Source organism: uncultured Rothia sp., from assembly GCF_963507905.1.
GTDB lineage: Bacteria > Actinomycetota > Actinomycetes > Actinomycetales > Micrococcaceae > Rothia.
In genome coordinates this window covers 98,266-115,241 of the sequence record NZ_CAUOUU010000001.1, presented here as the reverse complement: position 1 = coordinate 115,241, position 16,976 = coordinate 98,266, and the positions used below count along the sequence as shown (strand labels likewise).

General features: G+C 56.9%; 14 protein-coding genes and 1 tRNA gene. 1 reads left to right on the top strand and 14 read right to left on the bottom strand.

The window, feature by feature from the left end; all coding sequences use genetic code 11:
- Nucleotides 1-561 precede the first annotated feature (561 nt).
- The 7 genes from upp to RQ593_RS00450 all read right to left on the bottom strand — a co-directional run bounded on the left by upp (nucleotide 562) and on the right by RQ593_RS00450 (nucleotide 8,727).
- Nucleotides 562-1,200 carry a uracil phosphoribosyltransferase gene (upp, locus tag RQ593_RS00480; RefSeq protein ID WP_005504417.1) on the bottom strand — a complete coding sequence of 213 codons (639 nt, stop codon included), beginning with the start codon at nucleotides 1,198-1,200 and terminating at the stop codon, nucleotides 562-564.
- A gap of 196 nt (nucleotides 1,201-1,396) precedes the next feature.
- Nucleotides 1,397-1,483 (bottom strand) — tRNA-Ser (locus RQ593_RS00475).
- Nucleotides 1,484-1,638: 155 nt separating this feature from the next.
- On the bottom strand, nucleotides 1,639-2,259 hold the full coding sequence (locus RQ593_RS00470) for a TetR/AcrR family transcriptional regulator (RefSeq protein ID WP_005504416.1): 621 nt from the start codon (nucleotides 2,257-2,259) through the stop codon (nucleotides 1,639-1,641).
- Nucleotides 2,260-2,339: 80 nt separating this feature from the next.
- Nucleotides 2,340-4,946, bottom strand: coding sequence for a YhgE/Pip domain-containing protein (locus RQ593_RS00465; protein ID WP_311449504.1), 2,607 nt, complete (start codon nucleotides 4,944-4,946; stop codon nucleotides 2,340-2,342).
- A gap of 2 nt (nucleotides 4,947-4,948) precedes the next feature.
- Nucleotides 4,949-5,668 (bottom strand): multidrug ABC transporter ATPase, encoded by a 720-nt coding sequence (locus RQ593_RS00460; protein WP_070615374.1) that lies wholly within the window; start codon nucleotides 5,666-5,668, stop codon nucleotides 4,949-4,951.
- 300 nt (nucleotides 5,669-5,968) lie between these two features.
- Nucleotides 5,969-6,496, bottom strand: coding sequence for a nucleoside deaminase (locus RQ593_RS00455; protein ID WP_044141780.1), 528 nt, complete (start codon nucleotides 6,494-6,496; stop codon nucleotides 5,969-5,971).
- Between the two features lie 41 nt (nucleotides 6,497-6,537).
- Nucleotides 6,538-8,727, bottom strand: coding sequence for a RecQ family ATP-dependent DNA helicase (locus RQ593_RS00450; RefSeq protein ID WP_311449503.1), 2,190 nt, complete (start codon nucleotides 8,725-8,727; stop codon nucleotides 6,538-6,540).
- A 337-nt stretch (nucleotides 8,728-9,064) separates the two neighbouring features.
- Here RQ593_RS00450 and RQ593_RS00445 point away from each other — a divergent pair, with 337 nt between their 5' ends.
- The gene (locus RQ593_RS00445; protein WP_044150059.1) at nucleotides 9,065-9,721 is read left to right on the top strand and encodes a DedA family protein; all 657 of its coding nucleotides are present in this window, start codon (nucleotides 9,065-9,067) and stop codon (nucleotides 9,719-9,721) included.
- A 149-nt stretch (nucleotides 9,722-9,870) separates the two neighbouring features.
- Here the strand turns inward: RQ593_RS00445 and RQ593_RS00440 are convergent, their stop codons facing one another.
- The 7 genes from RQ593_RS00440 to RQ593_RS00410 form a co-directional block, all read right to left on the bottom strand.
- Entirely contained in the window at nucleotides 9,871-10,290 is a 420-nt protein-coding gene (locus tag RQ593_RS00440) for a hypothetical protein (RefSeq protein WP_311449502.1), read from the bottom strand.
- Between the two features lie 595 nt (nucleotides 10,291-10,885).
- Nucleotides 10,886-11,689 carry a hypothetical protein gene (locus tag RQ593_RS00435; protein WP_231917929.1) on the bottom strand — a complete coding sequence of 268 codons (804 nt, stop codon included), beginning with the start codon at nucleotides 11,687-11,689 and terminating at the stop codon, nucleotides 10,886-10,888.
- A 201-nt stretch (nucleotides 11,690-11,890) separates the two neighbouring features.
- Nucleotides 11,891-12,763 carry a multidrug ABC transporter permease gene (locus RQ593_RS00430; protein ID WP_231917928.1) on the bottom strand — a complete coding sequence of 291 codons (873 nt, stop codon included), beginning with the start codon at nucleotides 12,761-12,763 and terminating at the stop codon, nucleotides 11,891-11,893.
- 87 nt (nucleotides 12,764-12,850) lie between these two features.
- Nucleotides 12,851-14,539 (bottom strand): ABC transporter permease, encoded by a 1,689-nt coding sequence (locus RQ593_RS00425; RefSeq protein ID WP_311449501.1) that lies wholly within the window; start codon nucleotides 14,537-14,539, stop codon nucleotides 12,851-12,853.
- A 107-nt stretch (nucleotides 14,540-14,646) separates the two neighbouring features.
- Entirely contained in the window at nucleotides 14,647-15,240 is a 594-nt protein-coding gene (locus tag RQ593_RS00420) for a multidrug DMT transporter permease (protein WP_049346032.1), read from the bottom strand.
- Between the two features lie 106 nt (nucleotides 15,241-15,346).
- Nucleotides 15,347-16,150, bottom strand: coding sequence for an organic solvent tolerance protein OstA (locus RQ593_RS00415; protein WP_311449500.1), 804 nt, complete (start codon nucleotides 16,148-16,150; stop codon nucleotides 15,347-15,349).
- A gap of 135 nt (nucleotides 16,151-16,285) precedes the next feature.
- Complete coding sequence (locus RQ593_RS00410; protein ID WP_311449499.1) at nucleotides 16,286-16,975, bottom strand: amino acid transporter; 690 nt, start codon at nucleotides 16,973-16,975, stop codon at nucleotides 16,286-16,288.
- Nucleotide 16,976: the final 1 nt, after the last annotated feature.

The window sequence follows — 16,976 nt, the reverse complement described above, 5'->3', positions numbered from 1 at the left end:
AAAGTCTGTGTACGGGATCCCAGTCGTACGTGGTGTGGGGTGCGCCGGAAGTGACGCCGAGTCAAACAGTCCCCAATACCTGTTCGAGTCTCAATCCTCTTACTTAATATTTCTCCTATTTGACGGATAAATCAAGCGGATTCAGCATAGTGGATTCATCTTTATGGGCGAGAGGAGTACAATGCCCCCTCTCGCGTTTTGGGGTTTCAGGGGCTACCTGAAGCTTTCAGTATTTTTTCCCTTATAAATATTCATAGCTTCTTTTATTTACTGGTTTCACCCTGTATTTTCATGTGAAGCTGTGAATATGCTCAATATATTTTAAGCCCCTCAAAGCACTATAGTGTTCCTCATCACATATTATCAAGGGTGTTTCATAAACCCACACAAGCGCCTAACAACACCATAAACACCCAAGACAGCAGACCGTTAGACACACATCCCCCAACACCACACCATATAACCTGCGCACAGCCTCCAGCAGACACAACAAAGCGCCCCCGCACATGCTTAAACATATGCAGAGGCGCCCCACTCACATCACGTGAATAACGCTGAAAACTACTCAGCCAGACCGTACAGGCGGTCACCAGCATCGCCCAGACCCGGAATAATGTACGCCTTCTCGTTCAGACGCTCATCACGAGCAGCCAGGAACAGGTCAACATTCTCCATACCCTCAATGCCCTTCTCCAGAGCAGCAATGCCCTCAGGAGCAGCAATCAGGCACACGCAAGTCACAGACTCAGCACCACGCTCACGCAGGAACTTAATGGCCTCAATCAGAGTGCCACCGGTAGCCAGCATCGGATCCAGCAGGTACACCTGACGACCAGTCAGGTCCTCCGGCAGACGCTCAGCATAAGTCACAATATCCAGGGTCTCCTCATTACGAGCCATACCCAGGAAGCCCACCTCAGCGGTCGGAACCATGCGAGTCATACCCTCCAGCATGCCCAGACCAGCACGCAGAATCGGAACAACCAGCGGCTTAGGATCAGCAATACGAACACCGGTAGTAGTCGCCACCGGAGTCACAACCTCAACCTCTTCCACGCGAATCTCGCGAGTCGCCTCGTAAGCAAGAAGAGTCACCAGCTCATCAACCAGCTGACGGAAAATCGGGGACGGAGTGTTCTTATCACGCAGAACACTAATCTTGTGAGAGACCAGCGGGTGGTCAAGAATCTTAATACGCATAATACGATTTTACCCACCCCCGAATCAGCAAGCAGCGGTAAAACCCTGGAAGTGGCACACACCCTATAAAACCAGGCGAATACCGCCGCACAGCCACCCACCAACGCACTCACCAAAGCACCCGTCAGCACCACCCCAGAACAACCCGGGCATGCAAAAACCCGCCGAGACGAATCTCGACGGGTTTTCGTTGGTGCGGTGGTGGAGGGATTTGAACCCCCGTTGGCTTTTACACCAAACATCATTTCGAGTGATGCACCTTCGGCCGCTCGGACACACCACCAACAGTGGAAAACTATAGCACACCCCCAACAGGAGAGCAAGAAAAACCACGTGCGGCAGCCGGGTGTCGCCCTCTTCACGGCCCCTTTTCACCGTGCCCTTTTCGACACCCGACACCGAAGTCCCGGCTACGTCTACAGACCCCAACAGGTCCGCCTAATGACGGATATACCCATCTACAACCAGCATGACAGCACGCGTTGCATCCTCAGCATTGCGCTCCGCCTGATGCACTTCACGATCCATAGCAAACATGTAAATCGCACCGAACATAGAGATCGCAATCGCACGAGGATTCTGAGCGGTATCAACCGTATAGCGGCGAGCCACAGCCTCCGTCATCTCCTCCAAAAAATCCAGAAGATTCAGACGGTTATCGCTCATCGCCTCAGTCCAACCATCCGCACCCTTCCACGCCTCCGAAAGCCACATCCGAGTAAAACCCGGACGGTCCTCAAGATACTGGAACGCGGCGCGAACAGCACTCCGCAACGCCTCACGCGGATCAGAATGAACCGACGCCGCGCGACGCGCATCGCTCAGCAGCAACTGCGTGCCGTACTGAACCAGCTGATCCACCATGGTCTTCTTAGAACCGAAGTTGTAATACACGGTTCCCTTAGAAACACCCGCCCGGGCAGCCACCTCTTCAACAGTGGCGTACTCAAGCCCCTTTTCGGTCATGATTTCCATAGCAGCGTTGAACAACTTCAACTGAGTTCTACCTGTACGGCCGGGACGACGACTTGAAGCTTCAGCGACTGGGCGCTGCAACATCAGCAGTCCTCCCTCCCTTTTTGCAGATATATCTCTATTTTATTAGACAGTTTTCCCCCGGTGCGACTAAACAGGGTTTGTTACACCGTAATCTCCGGAGCCAGCTTCTTCAGCGACCACGTACGATCACGACGCGTGCCAATGTAACCCAACATCAGACCAGCCAGACCCCACAGAGTCAAAACCAGCATGATGCCCCACAGGCTCGACTCATTAATGCCATACGCCAAACGACGCGTACCCGCCACCGCATAGCCCATCGGGAAGAAATCATGCATCCAACGAATCGACTCAGGCAAAGTCTCATACGGCATCGTGCCGCCCGCAGTAATCAGCTGCAGAATCAGAATGACCAAAGCAACAAGCTTACCCGGCGCACCCAAAATCACCGTCAAACCATGAATGAAACCGGTAAAGACCAAAGCCACATAGCAGAGGAACAGCCACACCAGCCACGGATGAGCCATCTCAAAGCCCAAACCAAACTTAATCGCGGCAAACATCAAAGTCGCCTGAGCTATACCCACCAGGCCGAACGGCATCCAGCTACCGAGCATCACACGGATCGACGGAGCATGCGAAGCCAACGCACGGTTATTCATCACGCGCAACGTCTGAACCAGCATCAAGCCGCCAATCCACAACGCCAAGCACATGAAGAACGGGCCCATGCCTTCACCATAGTTACGGCCCGACGCCAAGGAATCATGCGACAAAGTCACCGGGTTCGACATCGTATCCGCAACCTTCGCCTGATCAGTCGGCGCAAGGCTCGGAACCTGCTTAGCACCAGAAGCCAGGCCGCTCTCCAGCGACGAAGTACCATCCTTCAACTCGGAAGCACCATCATTCAGCTGAGTCGAACCATCAGACAGTTTCGCCGTACCGTCAGAAAGCTGCGACGCACCATCCTTCAGCTCATTCGCGCCATCAGCCAGCTTCTGCTGACCCTCAACCGCAGACTGCTCCTTCTCCGCCAAAGTACCGCTACCATCCTTCAGCTCGGCAGTGCCGCTCTTCAAAGAACCAGTACCCTCCTTCAGCTCAGAAGCACCACCGGACAGAGTCGCAGAACCACTCGCAAGGCTCGAAGCACCCGAAGCAATCTTGGAATTACCATCCGCCAAAGTCGCCGAACCCGACGCCAACGAGGATGCGCCAGCATCCACACGAGCGGCACCATCAGCCACCGACGAAGCACCCTTCGCCAACGACGAAGCACCGGAATCCAGCGAATCCACGCCAGAAACCAAAGTCTGAATCTTCGCCGCAGTCGACGACGTACCATCAGACACACAATGGCTCGACTTCAACGCGCTCAACTTCGACAGGGCATCAGCAGCGGCAGCATCACGAGTAGCCAGATGCGACTGCAGAGCCTTCTGATTCAGCTCAGCAACCTCATTCTTCGTCTCCTCAGAATCAACAGCCGCCACCAGCTGATCAGCCTGCTCCTGAGTCAACGTACCCGCCTCAACCAGCGGAGTCACCCGAGCACGAACCTTCTGCGCACTCGCAGACACCACAGTATTCGACAAGTCACGACCAAAATCGCCACTACCGGCAGAAGTATCCGTCTCATGCAGACGCATGCACATCGCGTTCAGCTGAGCCGGCAGCTCACGAATACCCGCCTGGTCCATGCCTTCACGCATCTGATGGATACCCGACGCCAAATCATTAGCGCCCTTCGCAACCGCCGCAGAGCCATCCTTCAAGCTCGCAGTACCCTCAGCCAGAGTCGCCGAGCCGTCCTTCAGCTTCGCCGCACCATCAGAAGCAGACGCCGCCGCCGAAGCCAAGGTCGACGAACCATCCTTCAAGCTCGAGGCACCATCAGCAAGCTTCGCGGCGCCAGAATCCAGCTTTGCGGCGCCCGAATCCAAAGTCGACACACCATCAGCAAGCTTCGCGGCACCCTCCGCCAACTGCTTCTGACCGTCCAACAGCTGGGACTGACCATCAGCCAAAGAGGAGGTGCCATCCTTCAGCTTCACGGCACCATCATTCACCGTGGCGGTGCCGTCCTTCAGCTGAGTGATAGCGTCCGCCAGCTTCACCGTACCGTTATTTACCTTCGACGCACCATCAGCGGCCTCACCCATCTTCGAATGGATGGTCGTGAAGCTAGCCAACAGCGAATTAGCCGTCAAATTACCGACCTTCTCAGCCACCGAATCACGGACCGCAGTGCCCGCCTTCGTGACGATATTCGTCAGCACATAGTTATTGGCATCATTCGTAATGACCTCAATACCCGCCGAACGCGCATCAATAGTGCCCGTCTTACCGTCAGCATCAGGCTTGAACGAACCGGCACTCTGCAAATTGCGGGAGAAATCCTTCGGAATCACCATCGCAAAGTCATAGGTACCCTTCTCCACGCCCTCAACAGCCTCAGTACGAGTCTGCACCTGACGCCAATCGAACGTACCGGCATCCAGCAGGGACTGGCGCACATCAGCACCGGTGTTCACCTGCTGACCCTCAGAATCCGTCGCGCCTTCATCCTCAACCACCAGGGCACCCACAATGCCATTCACATGACCGTAAGCATCCCAGTTACCGTACAGGTACAGGGCACCGTACAGCAGCGGAATACAGGACATCGCAATGAGCACCAGAACCGGCAAAACACCGCTAGTCAGGCGCTTAAGCTCAACAAGAGCCACACGCAGAACAGTCATTCTTACTCCTTCTCAGCGTTTTCGCCATGTTCGGGGGAATCATTGGAGGGTTCAATCTCGCCCTCAACAGGAGCCGGCACGTTTTCCTCAGGGACACGACCGACCACAGCACGCGCACCATGCCACGATTCAGAAATATGCGGAACAACAGCCACAACCGTGCGAGGGTGGTCCTCATCGGCGGCAAGCTCCTCCAGGTACGGAAGCCACATGTACGTGTGGTTCAGGTGTCGGGAAGGAGTATCGAAAACCAGCAGGTCAGAGGGGCTATGCTGAGCCAAAGCAGCCATCAGCTCAATATTCATCTCGCCACTAATCTCATCCATCCACAGGCTGTCCAGCTCCTCAAGACCGCGCTCGGCCAACCAGCGGCTCGCACGGGAACGACCAAAAATTGGCAGGTTATAGGAGAGCATCTCCGACACATAATCGTGCACGCGCATATGCTGCTCAGGAGCAGTCACATCAGGAGAGTCCACCACGCTGCTGAGAGCACGCAGACGCTTCATCGAAATACGGCGAGGCTCATCATCGCCCTTGCTCCAGCTAATCGTTCCGCCGGACAGGGGAAGGCGACCAGTCAGCGCCAACGCGAGAGAGGTACGCTCCAACTGGCTATCCGCCTGAACGATAATGACTTCACCCTCGCCCACTGAGAAGGTGGTGCGGTCAAAAAGCGGAGTGTGGCGCCCTTTTGCCCAAATATTGTCAACGCTTAACACGGTTAGATCCCCTCAGAGAATGGATGGTTCGGGTGAGTTTCTGGGAGTCATCCGCGGGCACCGCGCGGGGTGTTGAACGTCAGGCGCGGGCAGGCGGAGGCTCCAATGCCTATATATGGTAGACCCGGTTATGTGTGATGTGGTGGGCTTTTCTTGAAAAACATGGGCCATTTTTGAAATTTTTGAAGTATTTTTCAAATAAATGGGGTTTTTCGTACAAATAACGCGAAAAGCCACGCATTCCCTGCGCGGCTTTTCACGTTATACAAACTATCTTTTAGGGGTGAGGCCTAGGGCAGGTCAGAGGCGGCGTTCCTTAAAGAAGTCCACCATCAGCTGCGCACACTCATCAGCACGCACCCCCGCATACACCTCGGGAGCGGGAGCAACCCTACCGTCACGCAGTACATCGTAACGACTGCCAGCAGCCCCCGTCTTCTCCTCCCAAGCACCAAAAACCACCGTCGAAACGCGCGACGCCAGGATTGTGCCGGCACACATCAGGCACGGCTCAACCGTCACCACGAGCGTGCACCCGTCCAGGCGCCACTGACCACGATGCGCCGCCGCCTGACGAATCGCATTCACCTCCGCATGGGCACTGGGATCATGCTCCCGCTCGCGGGTATTGCCTGCCGAACCAATAATGGCACCCTGCTCATCCACCACCACAGCACCGATAGGAATCTCGCCACGCTCACCTGCAGCGGCACCCTCGGCGAGGGCGCGGACCATCCACTCGCTGTGTTCGGGGCGAGCGGGAATATCGCTGAGCACAGCGGAAGAACCGTCTGTGACCGTCAATTTTGAATATTCCGAATATGACATACAACCTCGTCAGGGGAATAAATAAACGTTAATAGGCGCAACTAGTGGGTAGTAGCCAAAGAGAAAGGATACACCGCAGAAGCACCCGCCAGCCGCAGCTCACGCGCCACAACCGTGAACGCCCACCGCGAATCCACGACATCAGAAACCAACAGAACAGGGCACCGATGCTCACGCACATAGTCCAGAACTTCTGCAGGCACCCGGTACGAGCGCAGCACATCCGCACAGCGGAATGCGCTATTACCGCCAAAGAAACGCGGCTCCCCCACCAGAGACACCCGGCCCAAATCCACCAGACGACCCACCGACGCCAATCCCCTACCCAGGGACTGAGCCAAACGAGGACGCACCGGCGAAGGCAAAGTCAACACCGCCACCGGACGACCTGCCTCAGACCACTCCCAAGCGGCAAGCACCTTCACACAAGCGCGACCCAGCTCGGCAGGGACCTCAGAATCAACCGGCTCACCCAGCTCATTCGTCGCCAGAAGCTCACGCAGACGTGTACCGTACCCCATGTCGCTCAGACGTGCCAAAGCGTAACCGGATTCAGCCTGCTCGTCCTTAGACAAACGACCGCGCGGCGCATCCGCACCCATCAGCTGGTCCAGCCCGCTCGGCCACATGCGGCGCGGTTGCAGGGGCACGCCCACCGTATTGAAGCTGCTCTGTGCCGCCTGCTGCGCCTCAGCGGGAACTTCAACCGGGTACCAGGGGCCCGCGCACACATCGCAACGGCCGCAAGCAGTCGCGGAAGCATCATCAAGCTGCTGAGCTAGGAAAAGCATACGGCACTGACTAGTACGTTCATACTCGAGCATGGCGTTCTGCTCCGCCACACGAGCCTGCGCCACCGCCGCGTAACGGGCACTATCGTACTGCCACGGCGAAGAAGTTCGGTGCCAATAGTTGCCTTCCTTCACGGCGGCACCCTCAACGTCCAGCACCTTCAGCAGAAGCTCCAGGGTGGAGCGGCGCAACTGAACGCGCGCCTCCAACGCAGTAATACTCAACCCATCCGGGGACTGGGCGAGGGCATCCAACACCGCCAGCGCCTGCTCCTCGTTAGGCATGGAGGCGGTCGCAAAATACTCCCAAATGGCGCGGTCTTCACGACCGGGCAGGAGCAGAACATCAGCGTTGACGGCACCTCGTCCGGCGCGGCCAATCTGCTGGTAGTAGCTCACCGCAGACGACGGCGCACCCAGGTGCACAACAAAACCCAAATCAGGCTTATCAAAACCCATACCGAGGGCACTCGTCGCAACAAGGGCCTTCACCCTGTTTTCCTTGAGTGCCTGCTCTGCAACCAGCCGCTCATCCGGGTCAGTTTTACCGGTGTAGGCGAGCACCTCGTAGCCGCTGGCACGCAGAGCATTTGCGGTATCTTCTGCCGCAGAGACAGTCAACGTGTAGATAATGCCCGAACCGGGCAGGCTGTTCAGGTGCGTGAGCAGCCAACCGATGCGTTGCGCCTCATGGGGCAGGGTCAGAACACCCAGGCGCAGGGACTTGCGGGACAGCGGACCACGCAGCACATGTACAGGTGCGGTGGTATCAGTGCTGAGCTGTTCGGCGATATCGCGGCTAACGCGGTCATTCGCGGTTGCGGTAGTCGCCAGCACCGGCACGCCCACCGGCAGAGATCTAATGAGCGAACCAATACGGCGGTAGTCGGGGCGGAAGTCATGGCCCCAGTCAGAAATACAGTGCGCCTCATCAATAACGAGTAGCCCCAGGCGCGGCAGCAGGTACGGTAGCCACTGCTCGCGGAACGCCGCGTTATTGAGGCGTTCGGGGCCCACCAGGAGTACGTCGAGCTCGTTAGCTTCGAGGCGGGTGCGGATTTCATCCCATTCGGTGACGTTCGCGGAGTTCACCATGGCGGCGCGCACTCCCGCGCGGGATGCCGCCTCAACCTGGTCACGCATCAGGGAGAGTAGCGGGGAGACAATAAGCGCCGGGCCCATACCGCGGGCACGCAACAGCAGGGAGGAGATGAAGTAGACCGCGGACTTACCCCAGCCGGTACGCTGCACCACCACAGTGCGGGCTCGGTCGGCGACGAGGGCACGAATCGCCTCGTACTGGCCATCGTGGAACTCAGCATCAGAAACTCCGGTGAGGCGACGCAACACTTCGCGGGCTTCAGCGTACAGAGGGTCAGCGTGCAGGGAATCGGTGCGCAGGGAGTCCGCGGGGCTGGATGCTGACTGCTGGGGGTTCATGGTTCTCTCCAACGGTGGGTGGTTGGGGTCATCGCTACGCCGCGACGCGCCGTGCTCTCTTTCCATCATGTCACACCCGGTATCACCCGGCTCTGCTGATGGTCATTTCTTGGGGAGGCGTGCGAGCGCCGCGTCACCTCGTGTAGTTTCGCGGTGCGGGTGGGGAGATTTACGCCTCGCTCACCCGTGCATCCGGCGTAAATGCCGGTAGAATTGTGCCAGTAATGCACAGCCTCCGCATAGTTTTGCACAATGTTCACCATAGGTACGCTTTCTATGCTGGTGTTACTCCGCCGCCGATCCGTGTGTGCGGTCCACTCACAGTTCAGGATTTTTCATGACTTTTCTTGCCACCGCTTTGGCGCATCTTCCGGTTGCGCTCTTGGGCCTCGACCTTGAGCAGTTCCTGCTTAATACTGGCCCCTGGGTTCTGGTTGTTTCGGCAATTATCGTATTTATTGAGTCTGGTGTTCTTTTCCCGGTTCTTCCGGGTGACTCTCTGATTTTTGCTCTGGGTATGCTGCATGAGCAGATGGGCCTGTCCCTGTGGGTTGCGTTCCCGGTCCTGGTGCTGGTTGCTATTGCTGGCGCTGAGGTTGGCTACCAGATTGGTGCCCGTTACGGCCGTAAGATCTTCAAGGATGACGCGAAGATTCTGAGCACTAAGAACCTGCACACTACTGAGGAGTTCTTCCAGAAGCGCGGTAGCTTGGCTCTGGTGCTGGGTCGTTTCGTACCGATTGTTCGTACTTTTGTGTCTCTTGCGGCGGGTATTTCTTCGTACGACCGTAAGAAGTTCCACCTGTGGAATGTTGTTGGTGCGGTTGCGTGGATTGGTTCGATTGGTCTGGCGGGTGTGCTGCTGGGCGGTATCCCGTTCGTGCACAACAACATTGAGTACATTGCTGTGATTATTGTGGCGGTTTCTGTGGTGCCGGTTATTATCGAGTACCTGCGTGGCCGTTCGAAGGCGAAGCAGGAATCTGCTGAGTAATACGTGAGTCCTTCTCGGCTGCTGAGCCGGGAATGAGAGAGGGTGGGGATACCGTCTGGTATCCCCACCCTTTTGCGTTCTCTCAAGCCCGGTGGAGGCGACGTTCCGGAAGCGAGCTACGCCTCCGCAAGGTTACTACCTCCGCGGGGTTACTTTAGGCCCATGCGTCGCAGGTCTCCACGCATTTGGATGTATCGCCCCACCTGCGGCTGGCAGAGAAGAACAATAATCACGATGCGGCTGATAAAATCAAAGGCGAGCTTCGCGCACAAGACTTCAAGGGTCATAAACGGGCCAAAGAACAACACCCTAAGCATTTGCGAATTGTATCCATTGTCAAAGAAAACGTGGGCACAGAGAACTACATACACAATATCCAGGATCATGCGTAACGCGCCCTCAATAATAATCACCACTCGCGCCCACTCATAACCCTCATTGAGGTACCAGGCAGAGACTGCTCCAAGGACAATAGGGAGAACCATCGTAAGCCCCATCGTCATACCTGCAAACATGTAAGCGCCCGTAAATTCTAGACCCACAAGAGGCTGTAGAGGGTATGTGGACATGTACAGCACCAAGAATAGGGATACAGCCCAGATGGCAATGGGACGCGACGGAAGATTAATAGCACGCTGGACGTCCGGAACACCGTGTACGGGGCGAGAACCAGCAGGAACTGGAGTCTGGGGTGCCACCGCTACGGGTGCTGCGAAGTTCGGTGCCGGAAAGTTCGGTGCTGCGGCATTAGGCTGAGGCGCCTGAGGTGCCAGCGCGCCCGCCGAGGCGCCTGAGGTGCCAGCGCGCCCGCCGAGGCGCCGGAAGCGTTGTTAAACATCGTCGTTCTTTCTCTCGTATGCTCGCACTATGGTGTGCAAATCGGTGTTTGTTCCACTTTTTTAGGTAGATTTACGCGAAACCTACCTAAAAGAGTTATTTGATGTAGTTAGCTGAGAGAATAATACTTTTTCAGTATAGGGTAAGCCCTTAGGGGGAAATAGGGCTTTTTATAGAAAGACTGGAACCTTTTAGGCAACTCAAAGGGTTTTACCAGCTAGAAGATTGCGATGTTTAACGCGAAAGGGTGGGGATACCGTTTGGTATCCCCACCCTTTTCATGCTCTAAACCTTTTGGTGATAGTGGTGCCGTCTGGGGCAAACGCCCTAGTTGAGGCGGTTCCCACCCTCGTTGGAGTTTGGGTCAGATACTGGCGAATTCTGACCGACCACCTGGCTATGCGGTGTGTTGCCGGTAGCCGTGTACGCCCACGCAGAGGGACGAGTCAGCAACACAATGTTCCGGATGTAGAGGATAGTAATGACAACACCAACCGCGGTACTCAAGAGAAGAGAAATCGCCAGGTCCATAGAGTCGTAGGACTGCAAATATTCCATCAACCAGGTGAGATAGCGGGAGTCCATCAAGAAATCTTGCGCAAACCAATACATACGGCTCAAGACCTCGTAGGCGCTACACACGAGGATAAGTATGTGCGCCCATCTGTGCCCTTCCCAGGTCTTCCAGAAGAGGAAAACCTGGATAAAAATGAAGATGAGAGGGAAGCCCAGCGTGAAGAGAAGAGACAGCGCCCCCAAGCTGGAGGTTAGATTCTTAAGGAGTATGAACGTTTGAATATTCCTGAAAAGCAACAGAATAATGATGACGGTCATGCACCGCTTAGCACTGCGCAGGGCCCTCGGGCGTACCCGACCCGCACGTTCGGAGGCGACAGCGTAACCGGCGGTCGCCTCCCGGTAGCCGGTGGTGGTTTGCTCGGAGGCGCTGGCGCCGGGTGCGCTGTCCCCCGCCGCATTACTCTCTGCAGTGCCACTGGGGGCGGTACTGGTGGGGGCGGCGTTACTCTCTGCCGTGCTATTTTCAGCCTCGTCGGAGGGCAACAGCACACTGTACTCGGGAACCGTGTACTCCGGGTCATTCAACGGTTGCTTCGGGGTACGTTCTGACATCGTCATTCCTTTCTCCCCTGGCGCCCACCCCGCGTTACAGTGCACAGGGCGGGCGTTAAAGAGTCTTACCCCAAGGATATAAGGAGGCGCGCCACACCCCAGGAAGGCGGTACCCTTTCTCAGCGTATTCAGAGGTACCCGAGTCATCACGTGCGCCATTCCGAGAGCTAGCCTCGGAACTCCTGACGTTGTTGCGCCTTTCTACGTGCCCCATCCAGCGCTACGGTGTGGCGGGCGAGGGTTGTTTCTCTCTGATGAGATGCGTTCGCCGTCCTTGTCATCAGCGAAAAGTTCTCGAAGTTCTGCCGGGACCTGACCGGCAGCCTGTCTCGTCTCAGACATCATCTGCTGGTGTTCTAGTGCACGTGCTCCGCTAACGATTTGGGTGTACGTCCTAATAGGAGCACGAGTCAGCAGCACAATCATCAGGAGGTAAAGAATGAGAGTAAAAACGCCGCTCACGATACGCACCAGGCTGGACGCCGCAGCCGCTCTAGAGCTTAACTCCGAGAAATTATCCGCAAGAATAAGCACACCGCTAGCAGCCGCGAGAGCGCAGTAGATGATGGCAAGAATGCGCGCCCACTCGCGGCCATCCCAGATCTTCCAGAGAACAAAAATCGGGATGGCGGAGATGATGAGGGTAACCACCAGTGCAGAGAAGAGAACACTCACCACCATCTCAAAATCGATATACGACCGGCTTAGAATCGGCAGAAAATTACTCAGGGGCCCCAGCACGATAATGGCGGCAGCGCACCACATGACGCTGCGCATAGCCTTCGGGCGCTCCGGAATTACCTGCTCGGAGGCGGCAGTGTAGCCGGTGGTCGCCTTCCGGTAGCCAGTAGTGGTTTGCTCGGGGGTGCTGGCGTGTTCGGAGACGCTGCCGCCGGGTGCGTTGTCCTCTGCCGCGCTAGTGTCTGCGGCGCTACCGGAAGCTACGTTGCTGGAGACGGCATCGCCCTCTGCCGCGCTGTTTTCAGGTTCGCTGGAGGGCAACAGCACGCTGTACTCGGGAACCGTGTACTCCGGATCGTTCAACGGCTGCTTCGGGGTACGTTCTGACATCATTGTTCCTTTCTTCTCTTCGCACCTGCCTCGCGCGCTGTAGCACGGGGCGGGTGGCAAAGAGTCTCCCCATGGGGAGGGGCATCCGCCCTAGTTGAGGCGGTAGCCTTCCTCGGTGTACACGGAAGTATCTTTGTAGCCGCGCTGTTCGTTACGGGAGTTCTTCCGCGCATCCGTGCGGCGGGTCGTCTTGTACTGCTGAGCGACCGCTTCTTCAGCGCGTCGGTTAGCTTCCTTTTCTTCCCGACGTGTCTGCTCCTCTTCCAGGCGAGCACGCGTTTCTGCGTCTGCACTCTGATGACCAATGACATGACCGCCACCGGCGTTCACCTGTTCGCGTGCTTCCATCCGTGCCAACCTCGCGGTAGCCATAAACAACCTGGTGGGACGGCTAATGAGCAGCACAACTATCAGGGTGGAGAGGAGCGTAATCAAGGTGTCAGCAACATTCTCAGACAGCACAGCTGACGCGTAGTACTGAGAACTCCACGTCTGCGTACCATTCAGCAACCGGGAAAGATAACCAGTCGTCAGGAAGGTGTTCACAAAATCTATCAAGCCCCTGATAGCTATAAAAGCGAAGCTAATAAAGATGACGACATACGCCCAGAGTCGGCCCCTCCACAGTCGCCAAAGGACAAACATCGGCATGGCGTGCTCAACGAGGAGGAGCACTACACCGGGGATGATGAAACCCACCCATAATTCGACGCCACCGGCTGAACGCCCATCAATCATATGTAGGAAAATTTTATGGATTGCTTCCACCGCCATAATGGCAACAAAGCATCGCATGACGATACGTAGCGACTTCGGGCGCGGCGGGAGCACAACCTTAGGCGCGGCAGGCGCGGTGGAGGCGGCGGTAGCCTTCGCACCATCGTGCGCTTCCTGTTGGGGCTTATCCGACCCGCCAGACGCGCCTCCGAAGTTAGGCTTTACACCCGCCTTCTGGGCGCGCTGAACCTGCTGTATCTCAGCCAGCAGGCGGTTCTTCTCCGCCGGGTCCTTCGACAACGCATAATCGGCGGAAAGCTCACGCAACAGATGCTCGGTAGAGTCCTTGACCGGGCCTTCTTCCTTCTCGATCTGACGAAGAACATCCTCACGGGTCGGCTCTTCCTCATCATCCGCCATGCTGTCCTTAATGATCTGCATCTGCTCCCGAATCGCCGCGGGGCTCGGGACCACGCCCACAGCCGGGCGAGTCAGCAAAAACAGGAGAACGGCGCTACCCGCCGTAATTACCGCAACCAGAGCCTGCGTCACGATAGACGAGGCGGTAGCAGGATGCGATACAGGGTCAAGGGCGGTAAACGCGGGGAAAAGCACCTGCGCCAGGCCAAAGACACCGGCAAAAGAGAGCACACCGCTCAAGGAACACAGCAGAAGGTACAGCATCAGCAGGCGGCGCGGATTAACGTACCCTGCCTTGATGTAGTCCAGAACGAACCAGAGGAACGGCACCACAAAGACGGCGTCAGGCAGAATCTTCGGCACGGCATAGCCAATGAACGAGCCGATGTTCAAACTACGACCCGCAGTTACGAGAATCTGGTACGCGTCCAAGAGGAAGTACACCAGAATGAGCATCATCGCAATGGAATACGCTTTACCGAGAATCGCCATTCCCCGGTCGAATTGTTGCTCCTTATCGCCAACTATGCCGAGGTTCCTTTTTGCCTCTTCAAACGCCGCCCTCTCATCGTAGGTACGCTTGGCAACGCCGGGGCTCGTCTGCGGTACGGACTCGTGTGCAGGTTCGGAAGTAGGGTGCACGGGTCATCCTAACAGTGGTTGGTGAATAGTGGTTGGTGAATAATGTTATCGGTGAGCCGCAGGCCCGAAACCCGCGGCTAGAATCTATACGACCAGAATCTGCAAGGCTAAATCAGGTAGTCCTCGCTACGGCGCAGACGCCAATCACGGCGCGCCTCCATGTAAGAACGCGACTGACGAGACCACACCAACGCCAACGCCACCACGCACACCAGCATGTACGGCGCAGCAATATACACGGGCGTGTACAGCGGTGAAGCGCTACTGAGCAGCAGCTCAACATCCTGGCTCGGCGCACCATTCAACGTACCCAGAAGAGCCGCAACCGCCAGCATAATCAGCAGGGACGCCAACACACCCAACGCCAACGCCACCGACAGCACCAGCGCCGCCCAACGGTAACCACGCAGGTACGCCACCGTGCAGAAAGCATGCAGCGCCACGTTACCGAAGGCACTCACCAGCAAGAACATCACCGGATAGTACGCCTGCGCCTCCACCAGCGACTGGGCGCGCCAGGTCGAAAAATGCGACAGCTGCGTCGTCGCATACGTGACACCCGTGTACCCGATCAGCACCAGCCAACCCACGGCAATAGCGAGCAGAACCCAACCCGCCACCGACACGAGAGTCGGGGTGGCAGGCTTCGTAGGATGCGTGGTGTTCGGGGCGGATGGCGGAGAGGACTCGACGGCGGACATAGCGGAATCTTTCGGATGTCGGCTGATAGTGTGCGGAAGATGTATGAGCGAGTGTGTGGTGTGTGGGTGGCGGCGCGGCGTTCGTCTACCGCGCCGCCTCAAAAAATTAGGAAGAAATGGACGGGTCAACCGTCGCGGAAATACTGTCAGGTAACGACGGCGAATCTGCCTGATTCGCCATCGCAATCCGCAAGTTATTGAAGCGGTAAATGGTCAGCAACGATAAGCCGACCTCGCTCAACCAGACCAGGCCCAAAGCAACAAGTATCAGCAGGGGGTCTAGGCCCATCGAAACCCCAGCCCAGTCAAGCATCAGCAGCAGGAACGTAATCGGTGAAAGCACCAGCCCCACCGCAACATACCCAATCAGGGAGCAGATAGCCCAGACGCTATACACGGAGGCGTCCGCCGAATCACGCGGAGGGCGCATCAGTGGCCACATCTGAACCACCAGGTAAAGCGCCGCCACAAAACCAAAGCAAATCGCCAACGGCTGCGTGTACTGAGAAATAATGAGACCCTCAACCAGGCTCAAAATACACAGAATAACCGCGCGGACCAGCAGGTTCTTCTTGAGCATCTGCTGGCGTTCCTTCACCTCTTCAGCGGTGTAAGTGCGCAGAAAAGCGGGAACCTGACCCTGCCCCGGGAACGGCGGTAGAGGACCCGTCGGATGCGTACGCACCACAATCGGCGGGTTCGTACCATCCTGAATAATGACGGTAGAAGTCGCCGAAATAACCGGATGCGAACCAGTCACCACCGACGGCACGTTCAGAGGAACGGACACCTCCGGCGTGGCAGGAGTCGCGTGGCGGATAGGCGCCTGATAGCGAGTCTGCACACTGATATCTTCATCCGGGTGTTCTGCGGATGAAGCAGCATCTGTGTTCAGATGTGTAGCGCCCATGGGTGACCTCCTGACAGGTGCTGGTCGTGTTTCTGTCTCTACCGTATCACGCGTACTTTAAGGGAATCTGAGCAGTAGCTGGGCGCCGCAGGCAACGCCGCCCAGCATCATTATTTGCCTCCGTTGAGGCGCAGGTTAGCCCTGCTCCGCCGCCTGCGAAACCTCCACGTTCGGCCCTGCTACCTTCTGCTCTTCTGCATTCTGGCGCCCTTCCTCCGCCTTCTTCCGCTTGCTACGGCGCAGGCTCCTGCGAACCGCCAAACTATAGAACAGCGAGAACAGGATCTCCAACGCGAAGGAAGCCATCACCGTCAGCAGGCTCACCGTATAGAACATGCCCACACGGTCCAGCAGAGTCTGCGGGCCGTGCAGGGTTACGAGTACATACGTGAAGAACGCCGTCATGATGGTAGCCGCAACCCCGGATGCCACATTCGCAAGCAGCACCAGCTTCACCGAACGGTTCGCCCGGTAAATCATGGCAAGCCATATGTGCATCACCAGGTACACCAGCGGCACCGCACCAATCGGGAAAAGCGTGACGCGGATGAAGTAGTAAACAATAATCAGCGAAGGAACCACCAGCAGGAGCACACGCACCAGGTAAAGGTTCTTAGCCGGCAGCGGGTACTCACTGGCAACATTCCAGAACTCATCAGCCTGCTGCTCCAGCTCCTCAATCACCTGCAACTGCATGAGCTGCGCCTGCGACATGTGCTCCTGGGACATATGCTCCTGCGGCACAAGATCCGCGGAGCCCTCCACCGGCGCAAGCTCAGCGGCAGAAACCGGTTCGCTCCTCCGCATACGAGCGGAATCAGCCATA